The sequence below is a fragment of the Methylobacterium aerolatum genome, from assembly GCF_022179085.1.
GTDB classification, from domain to species: domain Bacteria; phylum Pseudomonadota; class Alphaproteobacteria; order Rhizobiales; family Beijerinckiaceae; genus Methylobacterium; species Methylobacterium aerolatum.
In genome coordinates this window covers 102,191-118,840 of sequence record NZ_BPQE01000004.1, presented here as the reverse complement: position 1 = coordinate 118,840, position 16,650 = coordinate 102,191, and the positions used below count along the sequence as shown (strand labels likewise).

The 16,650-nt window shown below is 70.1% G+C and carries 14 protein-coding genes; 6 read left to right on the top strand and 8 right to left on the bottom strand.

Features of this window, described 5'->3' with window-relative positions; genetic code table 11:
• Positions 1–32: 32 nt before the first annotated feature.
• Positions 33–926 (top strand): HpcH/HpaI aldolase/citrate lyase family protein, encoded by an 894-nt coding sequence (locus MFF06_RS03010; RefSeq protein WP_238201527.1) that lies wholly within the window; start codon positions 33–35, stop codon positions 924–926.
• 111 nt (positions 927–1,037) lie between these two features.
• Here the strand turns inward: MFF06_RS03010 and MFF06_RS03005 are convergent, their stop codons facing one another.
• On the bottom strand, positions 1,038–1,799 hold the full coding sequence (locus tag MFF06_RS03005; protein ID WP_283207243.1) for a glycosyltransferase family 2 protein: 762 nt from the start codon (positions 1,797–1,799) through the stop codon (positions 1,038–1,040).
• Positions 1,800–2,096: 297 nt separating this feature from the next.
• Here MFF06_RS03005 and MFF06_RS03000 point away from each other — a divergent pair, with 297 nt between their 5' ends.
• Positions 2,097–3,248: an O-antigen ligase family protein gene (locus MFF06_RS03000; protein ID WP_238201525.1), complete on the top strand. Its 1,152-nt coding sequence runs from the start codon at positions 2,097–2,099 to the stop codon at positions 3,246–3,248.
• A 40-nt stretch (positions 3,249–3,288) separates the two neighbouring features.
• On the opposite strand, the gene MFF06_RS02995 is transcribed toward MFF06_RS03000, so the two are convergent.
• Together MFF06_RS02995 and MFF06_RS02990 are read right to left on the bottom strand one after the other, a co-directional pair.
• Positions 3,289–4,362: a quinone-dependent dihydroorotate dehydrogenase gene (locus MFF06_RS02995; RefSeq protein ID WP_238201524.1), complete on the bottom strand. Its 1,074-nt coding sequence runs from the start codon at positions 4,360–4,362 to the stop codon at positions 3,289–3,291.
• A complete protein-coding gene (locus MFF06_RS02990) occupies positions 4,359–4,709 on the bottom strand; it encodes a DUF952 domain-containing protein (protein ID WP_238201523.1) in 351 nt (116 codons plus the stop codon). Before MFF06_RS02990 ends, MFF06_RS02995 begins: the two co-directional genes overlap by 4 nt.
• 262 nt (positions 4,710–4,971) lie before the next feature.
• On the opposite strand from MFF06_RS02990, the gene MFF06_RS02985 reads away from it, so the two are divergent.
• From MFF06_RS02985 to MFF06_RS02975, 3 genes are all read left to right on the top strand, one after another.
• Positions 4,972–5,604, top strand: coding sequence for a S24 family peptidase (locus MFF06_RS02985; protein ID WP_238201522.1), 633 nt, complete (start codon positions 4,972–4,974; stop codon positions 5,602–5,604).
• 111 nt (positions 5,605–5,715) lie between these two features.
• Complete coding sequence (locus tag MFF06_RS02980; RefSeq protein ID WP_238201521.1) at positions 5,716–6,801, top strand: ATP-binding protein; 1,086 nt, start codon at positions 5,716–5,718, stop codon at positions 6,799–6,801.
• A gap of 109 nt (positions 6,802–6,910) precedes the next feature.
• A complete protein-coding gene (locus MFF06_RS02975) occupies positions 6,911–7,879 on the top strand; it encodes a TIM44-like domain-containing protein (protein WP_238201520.1) in 969 nt (322 codons plus the stop codon).
• Between the two features lie 43 nt (positions 7,880–7,922).
• Here the strand turns inward: MFF06_RS02975 and rsmA are convergent, their stop codons facing one another.
• The 5 genes from rsmA to lptF form a co-directional block, all read right to left on the bottom strand.
• Positions 7,923–8,798, bottom strand: a complete 876-nt coding sequence (gene rsmA / locus MFF06_RS02970) for a 16S rRNA (adenine(1518)-N(6)/adenine(1519)-N(6))-dimethyltransferase RsmA (protein ID WP_238201519.1) — start codon at positions 8,796–8,798, stop codon at positions 7,923–7,925.
• The gene (pdxA, locus tag MFF06_RS02965; protein ID WP_238201518.1) at positions 8,795–9,904 is read right to left on the bottom strand and encodes a 4-hydroxythreonine-4-phosphate dehydrogenase PdxA; all 1,110 of its coding nucleotides are present in this window, start codon (positions 9,902–9,904) and stop codon (positions 8,795–8,797) included. Before pdxA ends, rsmA begins: the two co-directional genes overlap by 4 nt.
• Positions 9,905–10,062: 158 nt before the next feature.
• Positions 10,063–12,633 carry an LPS-assembly protein LptD gene (locus MFF06_RS02960; protein ID WP_238201517.1) on the bottom strand — a complete coding sequence of 857 codons (2,571 nt, stop codon included), beginning with the start codon at positions 12,631–12,633 and terminating at the stop codon, positions 10,063–10,065.
• A gap of 76 nt (positions 12,634–12,709) precedes the next feature.
• Positions 12,710–13,798: an LPS export ABC transporter permease LptG gene (lptG, locus tag MFF06_RS02955; protein ID WP_238201516.1), complete on the bottom strand. Its 1,089-nt coding sequence runs from the start codon at positions 13,796–13,798 to the stop codon at positions 12,710–12,712.
• A 9-nt stretch (positions 13,799–13,807) separates the two neighbouring features.
• The gene (gene lptF / locus MFF06_RS02950; RefSeq protein WP_238201515.1) at positions 13,808–14,968 is read right to left on the bottom strand and encodes an LPS export ABC transporter permease LptF; all 1,161 of its coding nucleotides are present in this window, start codon (positions 14,966–14,968) and stop codon (positions 13,808–13,810) included.
• A gap of 176 nt (positions 14,969–15,144) precedes the next feature.
• Here lptF and MFF06_RS02945 point away from each other — a divergent pair, with 176 nt between their 5' ends.
• Positions 15,145–16,641, top strand: coding sequence for a leucyl aminopeptidase (locus tag MFF06_RS02945; protein WP_238201514.1), 1,497 nt, complete (start codon positions 15,145–15,147; stop codon positions 16,639–16,641).
• Positions 16,642–16,650: the final 9 nt, after the last annotated feature.

Below are 16,650 nucleotides of genomic sequence, written 5' to 3'. Positions count from 1 at the left end.
GGCTTGCGACGCCGCGAGGAAGGATTTCGCCGATGGCCACGCTGACCGATCTCCGCCTGCGCCGCAGCGTCCTCTACATGCCCGGCTCGAATCAGCGCGCCCTCGACAAGGCCAAGTCGCTGCCCTGCGACAGCATCATCCTCGACCTCGAGGACGCCGTGGGGCCGGACGAGAAGGAGACCGCCCGCGAGCAGGTCTGCGCCGCGGTGAAGAACGGCGGCTACGGCAGCCGGGAACTGGTGATCCGCGTCAACGCCCCGCAGACCCCCTGGGGCGAGGCGGACCTGCACGCGGCCATCGAGGCGAAGCCCGACGCGATCCTGATGCCGAAGGTGTCCTCTCCGGCGGTGCTGGAGAGCATCGCCGACCGGCTCGAATCCCTCGACGCCCCGGAGGACATCCGCATCTGGGCGATGATCGAGACCCCCGCCTCGATCCTCAACATCCACGAGATCGCCAAGGCCCGCCGCGACAGCCGCACCCGGCTCGCCTGCTTCGTGCTCGGCACCAACGACCTCTCCAAGGACACCTGGGCCAAGATCGTGCCCGGCCGGGCGCCGTTCATGCCGTGGATGATGACGGCGCTGGCCGCCGCCCGCTCGGAGGGCCTGACCATCCTCGACGGCGTGTTCAACGACATCTCCGACACGGAGGGCTGCCGGGCGGAATGCCTCCAGGCCCGCGACCTCGGCTTCGATGGCAAGACGCTGATCCATCCGAGCCAGCTGGAGCCGGCCAACACCTCTTTCGCCCCGACAGAGGAGGAGGTGCGCCGCGCCAAGATGGTGCTCGAAGCCTTCGAGCGGCCGGAATACGCCAAGCGCGGCGTCATCAAGCTGGAAGGCCGCCTCTACGAGCGCCAGCACCTCGCCATGAACCGCCGGGCGGTGAGCTGGGCGGAGGCGATCAAGGCGAAGGGGTTCTGAGCGTCGGGCCGGCTTCGCAGGACGAGGGCGGGGGACGGACGGCGGCCCCCTGAAGCGACCCGATGGGCCTCGCCTCCGATCGGGAGAGGTGGGTGGGACGTGGCGGGCCGGTCATCTCGGCCGGTGCGGAAACGTCAGCAGCATCAGGCGATAGGTTCGCAGCACGGCGGCCGTCGACGCGATCAGGAACCCGTAGCATCCGCCGGTGAAATGACGCCGCAGGATATAGTATTTGAAGAACGCCCCGAACGGCTCGACCAAAACCCTGATGAAGAACAAATACCTTCCCTTGATCTTCTCCGAGCACTGGATGTTGAAATAGGCGATGTTCTTCTCGATGTAATGAGACAGCGACCGGATCGACCGGTGATACATGGGATGCTTCAGCGCGCGCACCTGCCGCGATGGCAGGTGAATTTCGTCGAACGCCGCGGAAGCCGGAAACCTGCAGAATCTCCTGTCGTAGAGACGAACGTACCGGTGCTGGTCGGCCAGTGGCCGTGGCCGGTCCTGTCCCGGGTAGACCGTCTTGATATCGATCCGGTAGCCGACGATCCCATCCTCGGGTTGTGCGGCGGCCCAGGCCTTAATCTCCCGCTGAAGGTCCGGCGTCAGCCACTCGTCGGCATCGATGTTGAGGATCCAATCGTGGGTGGCTCGGTCTTCGGCGAAGCGCTTCTGCTGACCGAAGCCCTGCCAGTCATGGTGATGGCATGTCGCGCCGAAGGATCGGCAGATCTCGAGCGTCCGATCGGAGCTACCGGAATCGACGACGACAATCTCATCGGCCACATCCCTGACACTCCGAAGACATTCGGCGATTCGATCTTCCTCGTTCTTGGCTATAATGGTGCATGATATTTTACGGTCCATTGCGCTCGCCGACGAATATTTCGCGTCGAGAAACATGATATCAAACAGAAATAGTCGCGGTAATAAATTCAAGATTGCATAATAACAATATATAAAACTATGGATTGCACCGGCACCTAACAGAAACAAATATCCCAGCAACACTATCCGGCCTATAACGACGTCGACAATGCAACATGAGCGTTCCCCAACGCGCGAATAAACGAGTGCGACAGCCTCATGCGCCCGTTCGACGGTGGTATTGCGCGGCAAGCCGATCGACTGTCGCAAACGATCCTGGCGACGACACCGGTCTCGATGTTCCTCTTCAACAAGTCGGCCGCCCTGGTCCTCGTCGTGTCCGCCGCCGTGGCGGTCGCGGGATACGCCCTGGCTGGGAGGGTGCGGCCGGTCGGCCCCGGCGTTCCGCGACCGTTGCGGATCCTCGCCCTTGCGGTTCCGGCCTGTTTCGCCGTCTCGGCCCTGGCGTCACCCGATCCCGTCCGGTCGCTCGACATCCTGGCCGGAGCCGGGATCGTGACGGCGGCGGGCCTGACCACGGTGTTCATTCGCCGGACGGATCATGACGTCGCGGCGGGATACGTCGCGCTGTCGATCACCGTTGCCTGCGCGGCGCTGATCATCGTCGAGGAATGGGCCGACATGCCCCTTCACCGCGCCATCGGCGTGCGATCGGAGTCGTTCGTGCTGAAGCGCACGGCCGTCTGCAACACGCTGGTCCTGCTCGGCCTGCTTCGCTTCATGCTCGGCCGCCTTCGGCCGTCGCTGATCGGCCTTGTCGGCCTCTTGCAGCTGGGCGCGATCACCGCCGCCCATTCCGGCGCGGCCGCCTTCGGTCTCCTCGGGTTCGGGGGCGCGCTCCTCGCCGTCCGCTTCGGCGGGCCGTCCCTGGCCAAGGCCGTGGGCGCGGCCTGGATCGCCGGATGCCTCCTCGTCGCCCCTTTCCTCGGGACGGCGGCGAATCAGGGGTGGGAGGGGCTCCTCGTCCGCACGCTCGAAGCCTTCCACCTCGAGGAGCGCATCGCGATCTGGGAGGCCTTCGGGTCGCTGGTCGGGCGGAGGCCTGTCCTCGGTTACGGATTCGGATCGTCTCAGGAGATCGTCGGCTCGAAGGCACTGCACGGGGCGGGCGATCCCGCTCTCGACGCGGCCCGCAACCTCCACCCACACAATGCCTACTTGCAAGTCTGGGTGGAGTTCGGCGCGGTGGGCGCCGGCCTGTCCTTCGCGCTCTTCTGGTGGCTGATCGCCGGCATGGACGGGACCGACGGCGCCTTCGCGCTCCGCTTCGGGATCGTCCTGTTCTGTTGCGTGCTGATGCTCCTGTCGCACTCCCTCTGGCAACCCTGGTGGATCGCCAGCGTCGCCATCGCCTTCACGTGGCTCCGCCTCGGTGGCGGCCCCGGCGCGAGGCCGGCGCCGCGGGACGGGGCGCCTCGCCCGGCGTGAGCCACGCCGGCGAGGTGGGTCGGCGGCGGGGAGGGCGCCGTCAGCCCGACGCCAGGGCCCGCGCGTCCCGTCCGACGACGGCGGCGATGGACGAGGCGCCCTCGGCCATCACCCGCTCGCTCAGGCCCGCCTTGATTCGCGAGACGAGCCCCGGCCCCTCGTAGACCAGGGCGGAATAGAGCTGCACGAGGCTCGCCCCGGCGCGGATCTTCGCCCAGGCGGTCTCGGCCGACTCGACTCCGCCGACCCCGACGAGGGGCATCGCGTCGCCGATCCGCAGGAACGCCTGAGCCAGCATCCGCGTGGCCGGCGCGAAAAGGGGACGGCCGGAGAGGCCGCCGGTCTCCTTCGCCGTGGCCGCCTCGCGCAGGGAGGATGGCCGAGCCACCGTGGTGTTCGAGACGACGAGGGCCTGCACACCCCGGGCCTTCGCGGTGGCGCAGATCGCGTCAAGGGCGTCGAGGCCCATGTCGGGGGCGATCTTCAACAGGATCGCGGCGCCGGCCCCGGCGGCATCCCGCGCCTCCACCACCCGGGCCAGCAACTCGTCGAGGAAGGCTTCGCCCTGCAGATCCCGCAGGCCCGGCGTGTTCGGGGAGGACACGTTGACCGTGACGAAGGCGACGTGCGGCGCCAGCGCCGCCGTGCAGGCGACGTAATCGGCCAGCCGGTCCACCGAGTCCTTGTTGGCGCCGATGTTGACGCCGACGATCCCGCCCCGTCCGGCCCGGGCGCGGAGCCGCGCCTCCACCACGCCGAGCCCCTCGCTGTTGAGGCCGAAGCGGTTGATCACCGCCCGATCGGCCGGGAGCCTGAACACCCGTGGCTGCGGGTTGCCGGGCTGCGGCCGCGGCACCACGCCGCCGACCTCGACGAAGCCGAATCCCAGCCCCAGCAGCGCGTCGGGCACCCGCGCGCCCTTGTCGAACCCCGCCGCGAGGCCGACCGGATTGGGAAAGCGCCGCCCGAGGCAGGTGACGGCGAGGCGGGGATCGTCGGCGGGCGGCGTCCCGGCCGGCAGGAGCGACAGCCCCCGAATCGTCAGATCGTGGGCGCGCTCGGCGTCGAGCCGGTGCAGCAGCGGCCGCACCAGGGGAAAGGCGGCACCGATCATTGCGGCGGGATTCCTTCCGGGAAAACGTGCCCGCCATCGGGCCCCAGGGGCAACTCCTCCACGGCCACCACCGCCGTGAGGGGCAGGTCGCCGTAGAGGTGCGGGAAGAGATCGCCGCCCCGCGACGTCTCGTAGCGCAGGGCGTCGCCCAGGGCGTCGGCCTCGACGGCGAGGAGAAGCAGGTCCTCCTGCCCGGCGAAGTGGCGCGCAGCCGTCTCGGCCACCTGCGCGGCGGTGGAGAAGTGGATGAATCCATCGGCGAGGTCGACGGGCGCCCCGGCGAAACGGCCGGCGCCCTCCGCCTCCCGCCAGAGGGCGCGCGGGCAAATCTTGTAGACGAACGGCATGATCCACTCCCCGGGATGGCCGGTCGGATAGAGGCAGTGTCGGCCCTCCGCAACCGGCGGCGCGGACCCGGCTGCCAAGCAGAGGCACGGCAGGACATCCCAGGCAGGATGTTGCCGGTCGGAATTTGCGATTTGAGGATTGTAGTTCTAGTTTCCTACCGGTAGGCGACACGTCTTAGATGTGTCATTTTCGGTGGCACAACTGTGCAGGCTGATGCGGGCCGGGATGACCGGGCCGATCAGACAGGACTCGGCGGGTCGCATGCTGTCCCACGAACAAATCTGGAACGCCATCGATCGCTTGGCGGAGCGGCATGGCTACTCCGCCTCGGGTCTCGCCCGGCGGGCCGGGCTCGACGCGACGAGCTTCAACAAGTCCAAGCGCATCGGCGCCGACGGCCGCAAGCGGTGGCCCTCCACCGAATCGATCGCGAAGGTGCTCACCGCCACGGGCGCGAGCCTCGACGAGTTCCTGCGCCTGATCGAGGCGCGGGCGGTCCCGGCGCGGACGATGGTCCCGCTGATCGGCCTCACCCAGGCCGGCGCGGGCCGGGTCTTCACCGACGACGGGATGCCCACGGGCGGCCCCGGCTGGGAGGAGATCGAGTTTCCCGATCTCGGCGAGGAGCGGGCCTTCGCCCTGGAGGTGCAGGGCGATTCGATGATGCCCCTCTTCCGCGACGGCGACGTGCTCATCGTCTCGCCCACCGCAGGGGTGCGCAAGGGCGACCGCGTGGTCGCCCGCCTCCACGGCGGCGAGGTGATCGCCAAGGAACTCCGCCGCCGCACCGCCCGGACGGTGGAACTCGCCTCCCTCAACCCGGAGCACGCCGACCGGGTGCTGAACATCGGCGAGATCGCCTGGATGGCGCGGGTGATGTGGGTGCGCCAATAGGGCGGAACCCGGCGGGCCGGTCCCGGCTTGGCCTCGCGTCCGTCACCCGCTATCGCTGCCCCAGCGCCGACCGTGACGGGCGGGCGCGCACGGCTTTCGACCGAGGCGGGCATGGCGCAGCCTGACACCGACACTCCCGCGACGACCCTGCCGGCGGCCGCCCGCGCGGTGATCGACGCCCTGCCGTTGGCGAGCCTGGTCCTGTCCGGCGACGGCACCATCCTGCACGCCAACGGCGCCCTGGAACGGCTGACCGCCCAGGCGGGCGGGGCGCTGGCGGGGGCGGGCCTCGACATCCTCACCGGCCCGCACGGCTTCGCCCTGGACCCCTCGCGCGAAGGCCCTCAGGAATTCCTCGCCCAGCGTGCCGACGGGGCGACCTTCTGGGCCGCCCTGACCCTGGCGCCCTTCTCCCCGGACCTGACGCTCGGCCAGATCGTCGACATCACCGCCCGGCGCGAGGCCGAGTCGGCCCTGGCCCTGTCGCGCCAGCGGGAGGCGCTGGGCCTGCTCACGAACAGCGTGGCGCACGAGTTCAACAACTTCCTCCAGATCCTGATCGGCTACATCGATGGGCTGAAGCGCCGCCTCGGCGACCAGAAGGAGCCGTTCATCCAGCGGGCCATGTCGCGCTCGGCCGACGCCACGGAGCGGGCGGCGATCCTCACCCGGCAACTCCTGGCCTATTCACGCCGCATCGCGCCCGACGTCCGCCCCATCGACCTCGACGCCCTGGTCGCGGACCTGGGTGAGCGCCTCGGCCGCGACCTGCCGCCGGGGATCCGCCTCGCCGTGGAGACGACGCCGGACCTGCCGCAGGCCATCACGAACCCGACGCAGATCGAGTTCGCCCTGAGGCATCTCGTCGCCAACGCCTGCGAGGCCATGCCGGACGGCGGGACCCTGACCCTCTCGACCTTCCGCATCGAACCGGGTGACCGCTCCATGCAGGATCCCGGCGCGGGCGCCGTGGGCCTCAAGGTCGCCGATACGGGGCACGGCATGTCGCCGGAGATGCTGGCCCGGGCGCTGGCGCCGTTCCAAACCAGCCGCGAGGCCGGGAGGGGGGCGGGCCTCGCCATCGTCCACGGGTTGATGAAGCGACAGAACGGCACCATCGCCCTCGACAGCGAACCCGGCGGCGGCACCAGGGTCCGCCTCGTCTTCCCGGCCGCCCCGGCGCGCGTCCTGCACTGACCGAACGACATTCCTCACGGTCGCGTGATCGACGGACTAAAATTCCGGCATGACCGTTTCCATATTGGTTGCGGCGGTCTTGTCGCCAGTTCGTCTTCAGGGGCGTTTCATGTCATTGTCTTCGTCGCGTCGTCGGCACAGGGCGGCCCTTCTGGCGCTCGCCGCCGCGCTGACCGTCGCGGCTCCGATCGCCGAGGCCCGGCCCGGCGGCGGCGGCTCCGTCGGATCCCGCGGCTCGCGCACCTACACGGCCCCGTCGGCCACGCCCACCGCCCCCGGTGGCGGCATGACCATGCAGCGCAGCCAGACCGCGCCCTCGCCCGGCATGAACGCGCCGGGGATGCAGGCGCCCGGCCGTCGCGGCGGCTTCATGGGCGGCCTCCTCGGGGCGGGCCTCCTGGGTGCCCTGCTCGGCGCCGGCTTCTTCGGCGGCCTGGGCGGCATCGCCTCGATGATCGGGCTGCTGCTGCAGGTCGCCCTCGTCATCGGCGTGGTGATGCTGGCGCTGCGCTTCTTCCGCCGCCGGAACGAGCCCGCGGCAGCCTCCTATGCCCGGACCGGCCCCGGCACCGGCGGCCCGATGGGTGGCCCGGACCGTGGCCCGATGGGTGGCGGCATGGCGCCGGGCGGCATGTCTTCCGGCGGTGTGGGCGCCGCCCCCCGCGCCCCGCAGATGCGCCAAGTGCAGATCGGCCCTAACGACTTTCAGGCGTTCGAGCGTTTGCTCGGCGACATCCAGGACGCCTATTCGCGGGAGGACCGGGTCACCCTGTCGAATCTCGCGACGCCGGAGATGGTCGGCTACTTCGAGGAGGAGTTGCGCGCCAACGCCTCGCGCGGGGTGATCAACCGCATCACCGACGTGAAGCTCCTGCAGGGCGACCTCGCGGAAGCCTGGGGCGAGGATCGCACGGACTACGCTACGGTGGCCATGCGCTACGCCCTCAAGGATGTGACGGTGGAGCGTGGCAGCGGCCGGGTCGTCTCCACGAACGATCCCGAGGCGACCGAGCTCTGGACGTTCGCCCGCCAGCCGGGCCGCGGCTGGGTGCTTTCGGCGATCCAGCAGACCAAGTAACGGTTGGGAGGCCCGCGCCCCGGGGCGCGGGCCTGCCCTCGCATCAGGCCGGCGCCGTGGCGCCGGCTTTTTTGCGTCGGGCGTCCCATTCCGTCGCCAGCGCGACGAATCCGTCCACGGGGATCTCCTCCGCCCGCGCGGTTGCGGCGATGCCGACCGCGTCGAGCAGGGGGGCCGGATCGGGCAGGAGGGACTTCAAACTCTGGCGCAGCATCTTGCGGCGCTGGCCGAAGGCGGCCCGCGTGACGGCTTCCAGGGCGCCGGCCCGGCAGGGCAGGGGCGTCGCGCGGGGCACGAGCCGGACGACGCTCGACGTCACCTTGGGCGGCGGCACGAAGGCCGAGGGCGCGACATCGAATAGGATCGCCGCCTCCGTGCGCCAGCCGCACAGCACCCCGAGCCGCCCGTAATCGGCCCGCTTCTCCGGCCCGGCGACGATCCGCTCCGCCACCTCCCGCTGAAACATCAGCACGGCGCTGTCCCACCAGGGCGGCCACGCCTCGCCGTCGAGCCAGCCGGTGAGCAGCGCCGTGCCGACGTTGTAGGGCAGGTTGGCGACGATCCGGGCGGGTCCTTCCCCGATGAGCGGTCGCGGATCGAAGGCGAGAGCGTCCGCATCCACCACCTCCAGCCGGCCGGGGTAATGCGCGGCGATCTCGGCGAGCGCGGGCAGCGCGCGGGGGTCGCGTTCGATGGCGATGACCCGGCCCGCTCCCTCGGCGAGGAGGGCGCGGGTGAGCCCGCCGGGGCCGGGGCCGACCTCGACCACCGTCACCCCCGCCAGCGGCCCGGCAGCACGGGCGATGCGGCCGGTAAGGTTCAGGTCGTACAGGAAGTTCTGGCCGAGCGCCTTCTTCGGTTCGAGACCGTGGCGGGCCACCACCTCCCGGAGGGGAGGCAGGCCATCGGGTGCGCTCACAGTTCGTCCTCGGGATCGAAATGGCGGGCTCCGGCGGGTCTGGCCCGCCCGGCATAGGGGCTGGCGATGGCATCATCCTCCGCATTGCGGCGGGGGGGATCCTGCGCATCCGCCAAGCGCCGGGCGAGGCGCAGGGCCGCGATCAGGCTGTTCGGCAGGGCGACGCCCTTCCCCGCGATGTCGAAGGCGGTGCCGTGATCCGGCGAGGTGCGGATGAAGGGCAGGCCCAGGGTGACGTTCACGCCGTCGTCGAAGGCGATGGTTTTGATCGGGATCAGCGCCTGATCGTGGGTCGGCGCCAGGGCGACGTCGTAGGTCTCGCGGGCTCGGGCGTGGAACAGGGTATCGGCGGGGAGCGGCCCGCGGATGTCGATACCCTCCGAGCGGAGCCGGGCCACAGCGGGGGTGAGGACGTCGCGGTCCTCAAAGCCGATCGTCCCGGCCTCGCCCGCATGGGGGTTGAGCCCGGCGAGGACGAGGCGCGGCGCGGGCAGGCCGAAGCGCTCGCGCAGGTCGCGGGCGACGATCCGCGCCGTGTCCTCCACGAGGTCCTGGGTCAGCAGCTCCGGCACGTCCCTGAGGGGAACGTGGATCGTGACCGGCACGACGGCGAGATGCTCGCTCCAGATCATCATGACGGGGCGGGGCAACTCCCGGCCAGGGGGGACCGACAGGGCCGCCAGGAACTCCGTGTGGCCGGGATGGGCGAAGCCCGCGCGGGTCAGGACATGCTTGGCGATGGGATTGGTGACGATCGCCGCCGCCCGGCCGGCCCGGACGAGGGCGACGGCGGTGCTGATCGACTCGATGGTCGCCCCCGCGTTGACGGAATCGGGCACGCCCGGAACGGCGGAGACCGGCGCGCCGCTCGGCAGGGGCACGACGGGCAGGGCCCGGGGGAACACCTCGGCCGCGGTCTCGGGATCGACCTCCGCCACCGGCACGAGCCGGTCGAGCCGCAGGGCGAGGCGCTCCAGGAACGCCGGGTCGCCGAGCACGAAGAAGGGCGGGAGCGGGGAGGGGCCGCCGCGGGCGAGCCAGGCGGCGAGCGCCAGTTCGGGGCCGATCCCGGCTGGATCTCCGAGGGTCAGGGCGAGGGGGAGCATGGCGCTCTTATACCGGGTTTCCGAAGGCCGAGTCCTTTGGCGGGTGCAGGGCAGCGCCCTGCCAGTACCATGGGCTTCGCCCGTGGACCCACCACTTCGACCCGCCGCCTGGACCCGCCACTCGGACCCCACCGAAGGGCTCGCCCTTCGGGATCCCGTTACCGGGCGCTGGCAATGCCGTCGGCGGTGGCGGCGATGCCGACGTTCTGGCGCAGGTCCGCCTCTCCCAGGGTCTTCAACTCGATGCGCAGGAGCACGGTCTGGTTGCGCTCGCGCACGCCCGTCGCCGTGGCGATCGGGGAGTTGATGTAGTTCAGCGTGACCGTGGTGCACTCGTCCTGATAGCCGCCGCCGAAGCTCGCCCCGGCCACGTAGAAGCGCCCCGGATTCTCGTAGATCGGCGCCGCGCCGACCGGGTTGGCGAGGTAACCCGCCAGGGCGTCGGTGTAGGTGTTGCGCACGTCGAGGTAGTGGGTGAGGTCCATCAGCACCGAGCCGGAGACGAACCAGTTCGGCGTGATGTTGTAGGTCGCGGCGGCGGTGATGCCCTCGCGGTAGTGGCTGTACCCAAGGAGCGGCTGCGACTCGTAGTAGGAGTAGAAGGCCGAGAGCGTGAGCGGCACGAAGGGGGCGAAGCGCGCGGTGGCGCCCGCCTCGAACCGCGCGACGTGGAAATCCGACTGGTTGAAGCGCGCCCGCGTGATGAAGGTGATGTTCTGGTTCGGCGAGACCTGGAAGCGCCCGACATAGTCGGAGAGCTTCTTGTCGAGGCCGGATTCGAGGCCGGTATTCGCGAGGTCGCCCCGGCGGAAGGAGTTCACCCCCGCGAGTTGGATCGACTCGCCGAACATCGCGTTCGCGTACCAGCCGGAGGGCGTCACCACCGAGTACTGCGCGCCGAGGTTGGTGCGGACGCCGCCCTCGACCCGGTCGTAGCCGGAGAACTTGTCCCACTCGAACAGCGAGGTGTCGTCGAAGACGAGGCTCTGCGCATCCTCGTTCGGCAGGCGCCCGATCTTGGTCTCGGAGGGGCGCAGGAGCAGCTGGCCGATGGGCTCGATCGTGTGCACGCCGAAGCCGCCGAAATTGGCGACGAAGGGGTAGCGGTAATCGACGCCGACCGTCGGCATCACCCGTCCGCTGGTGCCGTCGTCGATGCGCGCGACCTGGGGGGCGAGGTCGTTCTGGTAGCCGCGCAGGTTCGGGTTCACGAAGAACGCGTCGGCCCGCAGCGAAGCGAAGGGCGTGATCTTCTGCCCCCAGTCGTCGATGAAGCTGCGCCGCCACGTGAGCTGCGCCGAGGCGCGGGTGTCCGAGCCGGCCAAGCCCTGGATCAGGCAGGCGCCGCGGACGAAGACCGCGCAGGTCTGGTAGAGCGGGAAGCTGATGCCGTTGATGCTGGGGGACAGGACGTAGGCCGTCGTCCGGGGCAGGCCCTGGTACTGGGTCACGTCGCGGTCGAGATGGGTGATGTTGGTCTGCAGGCGCAGCTCGCCGCCGATCTCGGGCGGGGCGTTGACGCGCTTGTCGTAGTCGATGACGGGCGCGACGATCGGCTGCTGCTTCTGCCAGTCGAAGCTCGACAGGCCTTTGAAGTAGTAGGCCCGCGCCTCGAAGTAGGAGCGGTCGCCCTGCCCGGTGAGGTAGGCCGTCGAGACAGCCTCGCGGAAGAAGTCCGTGGTGATCGACTGGTTGCGGATGCGGTAGTTGTCGAGGAACCACTTGTCGGTGACGCCGACGAGGTCCCAGCCCGTGCGCCAGCGGTCGTTGATGTAGAAGCGGCCCTTGCTCTCCACGGAGCCGCGGAAGTCGCGCTCGCCCGCGCCGAGCGGGCTCGGCAGGAAGGCCGAGGGCGTCGTCTGCGAGATGCCGGAGAGGCGCAGGGAGTAGGAGCCGTTGTCGAGCCGGTGCCGGAACTCCGCCTGCCCGAGCACGCCCTGGCGGCTGAGGAAGGTGGGCGTCAGGGTCAGGTCGTAGTTCGGGGCGAGATCGATGAAATAGGGAAGCGACACGCCCTTGCCGAGCGCCGTCGTGGAGATGAAGCGCGGTGTCAGCAGGCCGGTCTTGCGTCTCTCGCTCGGATCCGGAACCTCGAAATAGGGGAGGTACATCACCGGGATGCCGGCGAGTTCGAGGGTCGATTCCTCGAAGTAGATCGTCCGGGTCTCGTTGTTGTGGATGATCTTCTGCGCCTTGATCTGCCACAGGGGCGGCTTCTCGGGCGCATCCTTGCACGGCTCGCAGGCGGTGTAGCTGCCGTACTCGAAGGAGGTCTGCGCGCCGTCGATCCGCTCGCCGCGCGGGGCGGAGAAGCGCACCCGCACCGTCTCGTTCTTGCGCTCGATCGATTGCTGGACCCGCAGGGAGTCGACGAAGCCGGTCTTGAAGTCGTCGGTGAGCTCCATGCGCTCGCCGGTCACGACGCCGCCGTCGGCCTCCGTCAGGCGGACGTTGCCCTCGGCGAAGACGCGGCCGGTGCCGCGGTCGTAGCGCACGCGGTCGGCCTGAAGGGTGCGCGGGCCGTAATGCAGCTCCGCGTTGCCCCGGGCGGTCACGCTGTTGCGGTCGTTGTCGTAGATGAGCTCGTCGGCCTCGACGAGGAGCTTCTCGCCGGGCTTCACCTTGGGCGCGGGCAGGTTTTGCGCGCGCGCCTCCGCCACCGGAAGCACCGCGACCGCGAGAGCCGCCGAGAGACCGGCGCTCCTCAGGATGTCGGCGACCTTACGCAACGCGAGTCCCAACCCCTGTGACGACCTTCGCCACGACTCTCAAAACCCGTCTCCCGACCCGCGCGGGCCGCGGGCCTCAGCCGTCTTCCTGGTACAGAAGCGCGAGCGTACCGAGAAGACTTCCCACCACCGCGGGGAACCACGCCGCCACCGGGGTTGCCACCATCCCCGAGGCGCCGAGACCCTCCATGACCTGCCGGACGACGTAAAGGGCAAAGCCCGCCGCGACGCCCCCGAGAACGAGTTTTCCAACGCCACCAAAGCGGAAGAACCGTAACGAAACGGTTGCAGCCACCAGGACCATCGCGACGAAGAGGATCGGCCTCGCCCACAGCACATCATACTGCAGCCGGTAGCGGGTGGCATCCAGGCCGGCCCTCTCCGTCTGGCGGATCGTGGAGGGCAGTTGCCAGAAGGGCACAGATTCCGGGCTGGTGAAGCGCTGGCGGATCCGCGCGGGCTCCAGGGTCGAGGCGATCATGTAGGTGCCGTGGGCCTCCGGCGGCTGGCCGGGCTCCATCACCCGCGCATCCGTCAGTTCCCAGTACCCGTCGTGCAGGGTCGCCTCGGCGGCGACCACCTGCCCCGTGAAGACGCCCGCGTCGTCGAACAGGAACACCGCCACCCCGGCCAGTGTGGTCGTGCCCTCGATCGCCGTCTCCGCCCGGATGATCGCCTCGCCGTCGAGGCCGCGCTGGCGCAGCCACAGGTCCTTGCCGGAGGCCGCCTTGGTGGAACGGGCGAAGATCTTGGCCTCGATCTCCGTGGAGCGCTGCTTCAGGAGGGCTGAGACCGGGTTGTAGGCGAAGATCGCCGCCGCCCCGATGGCCAGCGCGACGAACAGCCCCGGCTGGAGGAACTGCCATGCCGAGATGCCGGCGGCGCGGGCGACCACGAGTTCCAGCTTGCGCGAGAGTTGCAGCAGGCAGGCCATGGACCCGAACAGGACCGCGAAGGGCAGCACCGCCTCGGCCACGGCGGGGGTCCGGTAGAGGGAGAGCTGCGCCATCACCGCCGGGGAGGCGCCCTGCGTCTCACCCGCGCGGCGCACCAGCTCCACGAAGTCGATGGTGTAGACGAGGGCGAAGACCGTGATGAACACGCCGAGCACGGTGCGCGCGAAGCGCAGGGCGAAGTAGCGGCCGAGGGTGGGTCCGATCAGCATGGCGACGCGCTAGCCGGCCGGGGCGAGGCCGCCGGAGCGTCCGCGCCTGCGAAACAGGCGGGCGATCCCGGCATTGAAGCGGCGCACCCGCGCGCCCTGGAAGATGAGGAGGCTCGACAGCAGGATGGAGAGGAGGGGCACGGCATAGATCGCCGTCACCGCCGCCGCGCTGCGGGTGGCCGCGCTCACTGCCGCAAAGCCGCCGATGCGCAGGGCGACCACGGCGAGGATCGCCCCGCCGACGGCGAGCCCGCGCCCCTGCCGGGTCGTCCGCGGGTCGCCGAGGGCCGCGAAGGCGATGAAGGCGAGGGCCAGGGGGTAGAGGGCGGCCGAGAGCCGGTCGTGCAGCTCGGACCGGAACCGGCCCTTCGAGAGCCTGTAGTAGCCCTCGGTCTCGTCGGGGAACAGGAGTTGCGCCGTCGAGCGCTCGCGGGGCTTGTAGACCGTGTCCGTGTCGGGGGGGGCGAAGGCGGCGAGGTCGATCGTGTAGCGGTCGAACTTCAGGATCGAGGAATCGCGGCTGTCCTTCTGCTGCTGCAGCACGGTGCCGTTCTCGAGGATCAGGTAGCTCTGCCCGTCGATCTCGACGGCGTTGCCCTTGTCGGCGAGGTAGACCTTCGTCTTGCCGGCCTCCCGCCGGTCCTGGATGAACAGGCCCTCCAGCACCCCGCCCGGCCCGCGCTGGCGGAAGTGGAAGGTGATGCCGTTGTCGAGCTGGGTGAACTGCCCCTCCTTGACCACGTTGGCGATGAAGTCGCCCCGGACCCGCGTGATGACGTCGCGCAGCTCCTGGAAGCTCGCGGGCATCACCACGATCACCACGAAGCCCACGAGGAAGCTGATGCTGAGCGCCAGCGTGAGGAACGGTCGCAACAGCGCCCGGGGCGGCATCCCGGCCGCCGACATCACGATGAGCTCCGAATCGCCGTTCAGCTTGTTCAGGGCGTAGATCATGCCGATGAACAGGGCCACCGGCGCGATGACGACGACCAGCGTCGGCAGCGACAGGGCGGTGACGAAGAGGAAGACGAGGAGCGTCTGCCCCTTGGCGGTGACGAGGTCGAGCTCGCGCAGCGCCTGAGTGATCCAGATCGTCCCGGTCAGCCCGACGAGGCAGGCCAGCGTCGCGCCCGCCGCGATCCGGAAGATGTAGCGCTCGATCTGCCTCATCGGCCCAGCGGCCCGCCCTCGGTCGACCCGTTCAATTCACCGGCATGGCGCGCTATTTGGGGCGATTCCAGGGCCGCCACGCCGCGTTGCGTTCTGCGGCTCAGGGGCTACACAGGATGAATGGCGTTGCGCCTCCGGCCGTTTCCGTAGCCGGGGGCGCGGGAATGGCAGCGAGCATGACCGACACAATCGACATCGCCTTCGGCCCCCTCGGCCAGAGCGGCCCCGGCGACCTCGTGGTCTTCATCGGCGACGACTTGGCCTTGAGTGGCGCGGCGCGGGACGCCCTCGGCGGCGCCGGCGCGGACCTCGTGGCCAAGGCCGCCGCCTCGGAGAAGTTCAAGGGCCGCTCGCTCTCGGCGATGGTCCTGCCCGCCCCGGCGGGCCTCTCCGCCGACCGTCTGGTCGTGGTGGGCCTCGGCTCCGAGTCGGACCGGGGCAAGATCGATTGGCCGGCGCTCGGCGGCTTCACCGCCGCGAAGGTCGCGGGCCGCACCGCCCGGGTCGTCCTCGACCTGCCCGGCGTCGCGGCCGGGCCGGAGCAGGCCGCCGCCTTCGCCCTCGGCGGGCGCCTGCGCGCCTACACCTTCGACCGCTACAAGACGAAGAAGAAGCCGGACGCGGAGGACAAGTCCCGCGGCGCCCTCACGATCCTCACGGGCGACCACGCCGCCGCCTCCCGCGAGGCCGAGGCCGCGAAGACCCTGGCCGAGGGCGTGATCCTCGCCCGCGACCTCGTGAACGAGCCGCCGAACGTCCTCTATCCCGAGGAATTCGCCAAGCGCGCCCAGGAGCTGACCAAGCTCGGCGTCGCGGTCGAAGTGCTGGAGCCCGCCCGCCTGCGCGAGCTCGGCATGGGCGCCCTGCTCGCCGTGGCGCAGGGCTCGGTGCGCGAGCCCCGCGTGGTGGTGATGCGCTGGAACGGCGGCCCCGCCGGGGAGGCGCCGGTCGCCTTCATCGGCAAGGGCGTGATCTTCGATTCGGGCGGCGTGTCCATCAAGCCGGGCGGCGGCATGGAGGACATGAAGGGCGACATGGGCGGTGCGGCCGCCGTGGTCGGCGCCCTGCACGCGCTCGCCTCCCGCAAGGCCCGCTGCAACGTCGTCGGCGCCATCGGCATCGTCGAGAACATGCCCGACGGCGGATCCTACCGCCCCTCCGACATCCTCACCTCCATGTCCGGCCAGACCATCGAGGTCATCAACACCGACGCGGAGGGACGCCTCGTCCTGGCGGACGTGATCACCCACATCGTCCGCTCCGAGAAGCCGAAGGCGATGATCGACCTCGCGACGCTGACCGGCGCCATCATCGTGGCGCTCGGCCAGGACATCGCCGGCATGTTCTCGAACGACGACGCGCTCGCCGAGAAGATCCGCGCGGCGGGCGAGGTGACCGGCGAGGCCGTGTGGCGGATGCCGCTGATCCCGGCCTACGACAAGGCGATCGACTCGAAGTTCGCCGACATGAAGAACACCGGCGGGCGCCACGGCGGCGCCGCGACGGCGGCCTCCTTCATCAAGCGCTACGTCGAGGACACGCCCTGGGCGCATCTCGACATCGCGGGCGTGGCCATGTCCTCCACCGCGAACGAGATCAACAAGAGCTGGGGCGCGGGCTGGGGCGTGCGCCTGCTCGATCGCCTGATCCGCGACAACTACGAGGCGCGCTGACGACGGCGG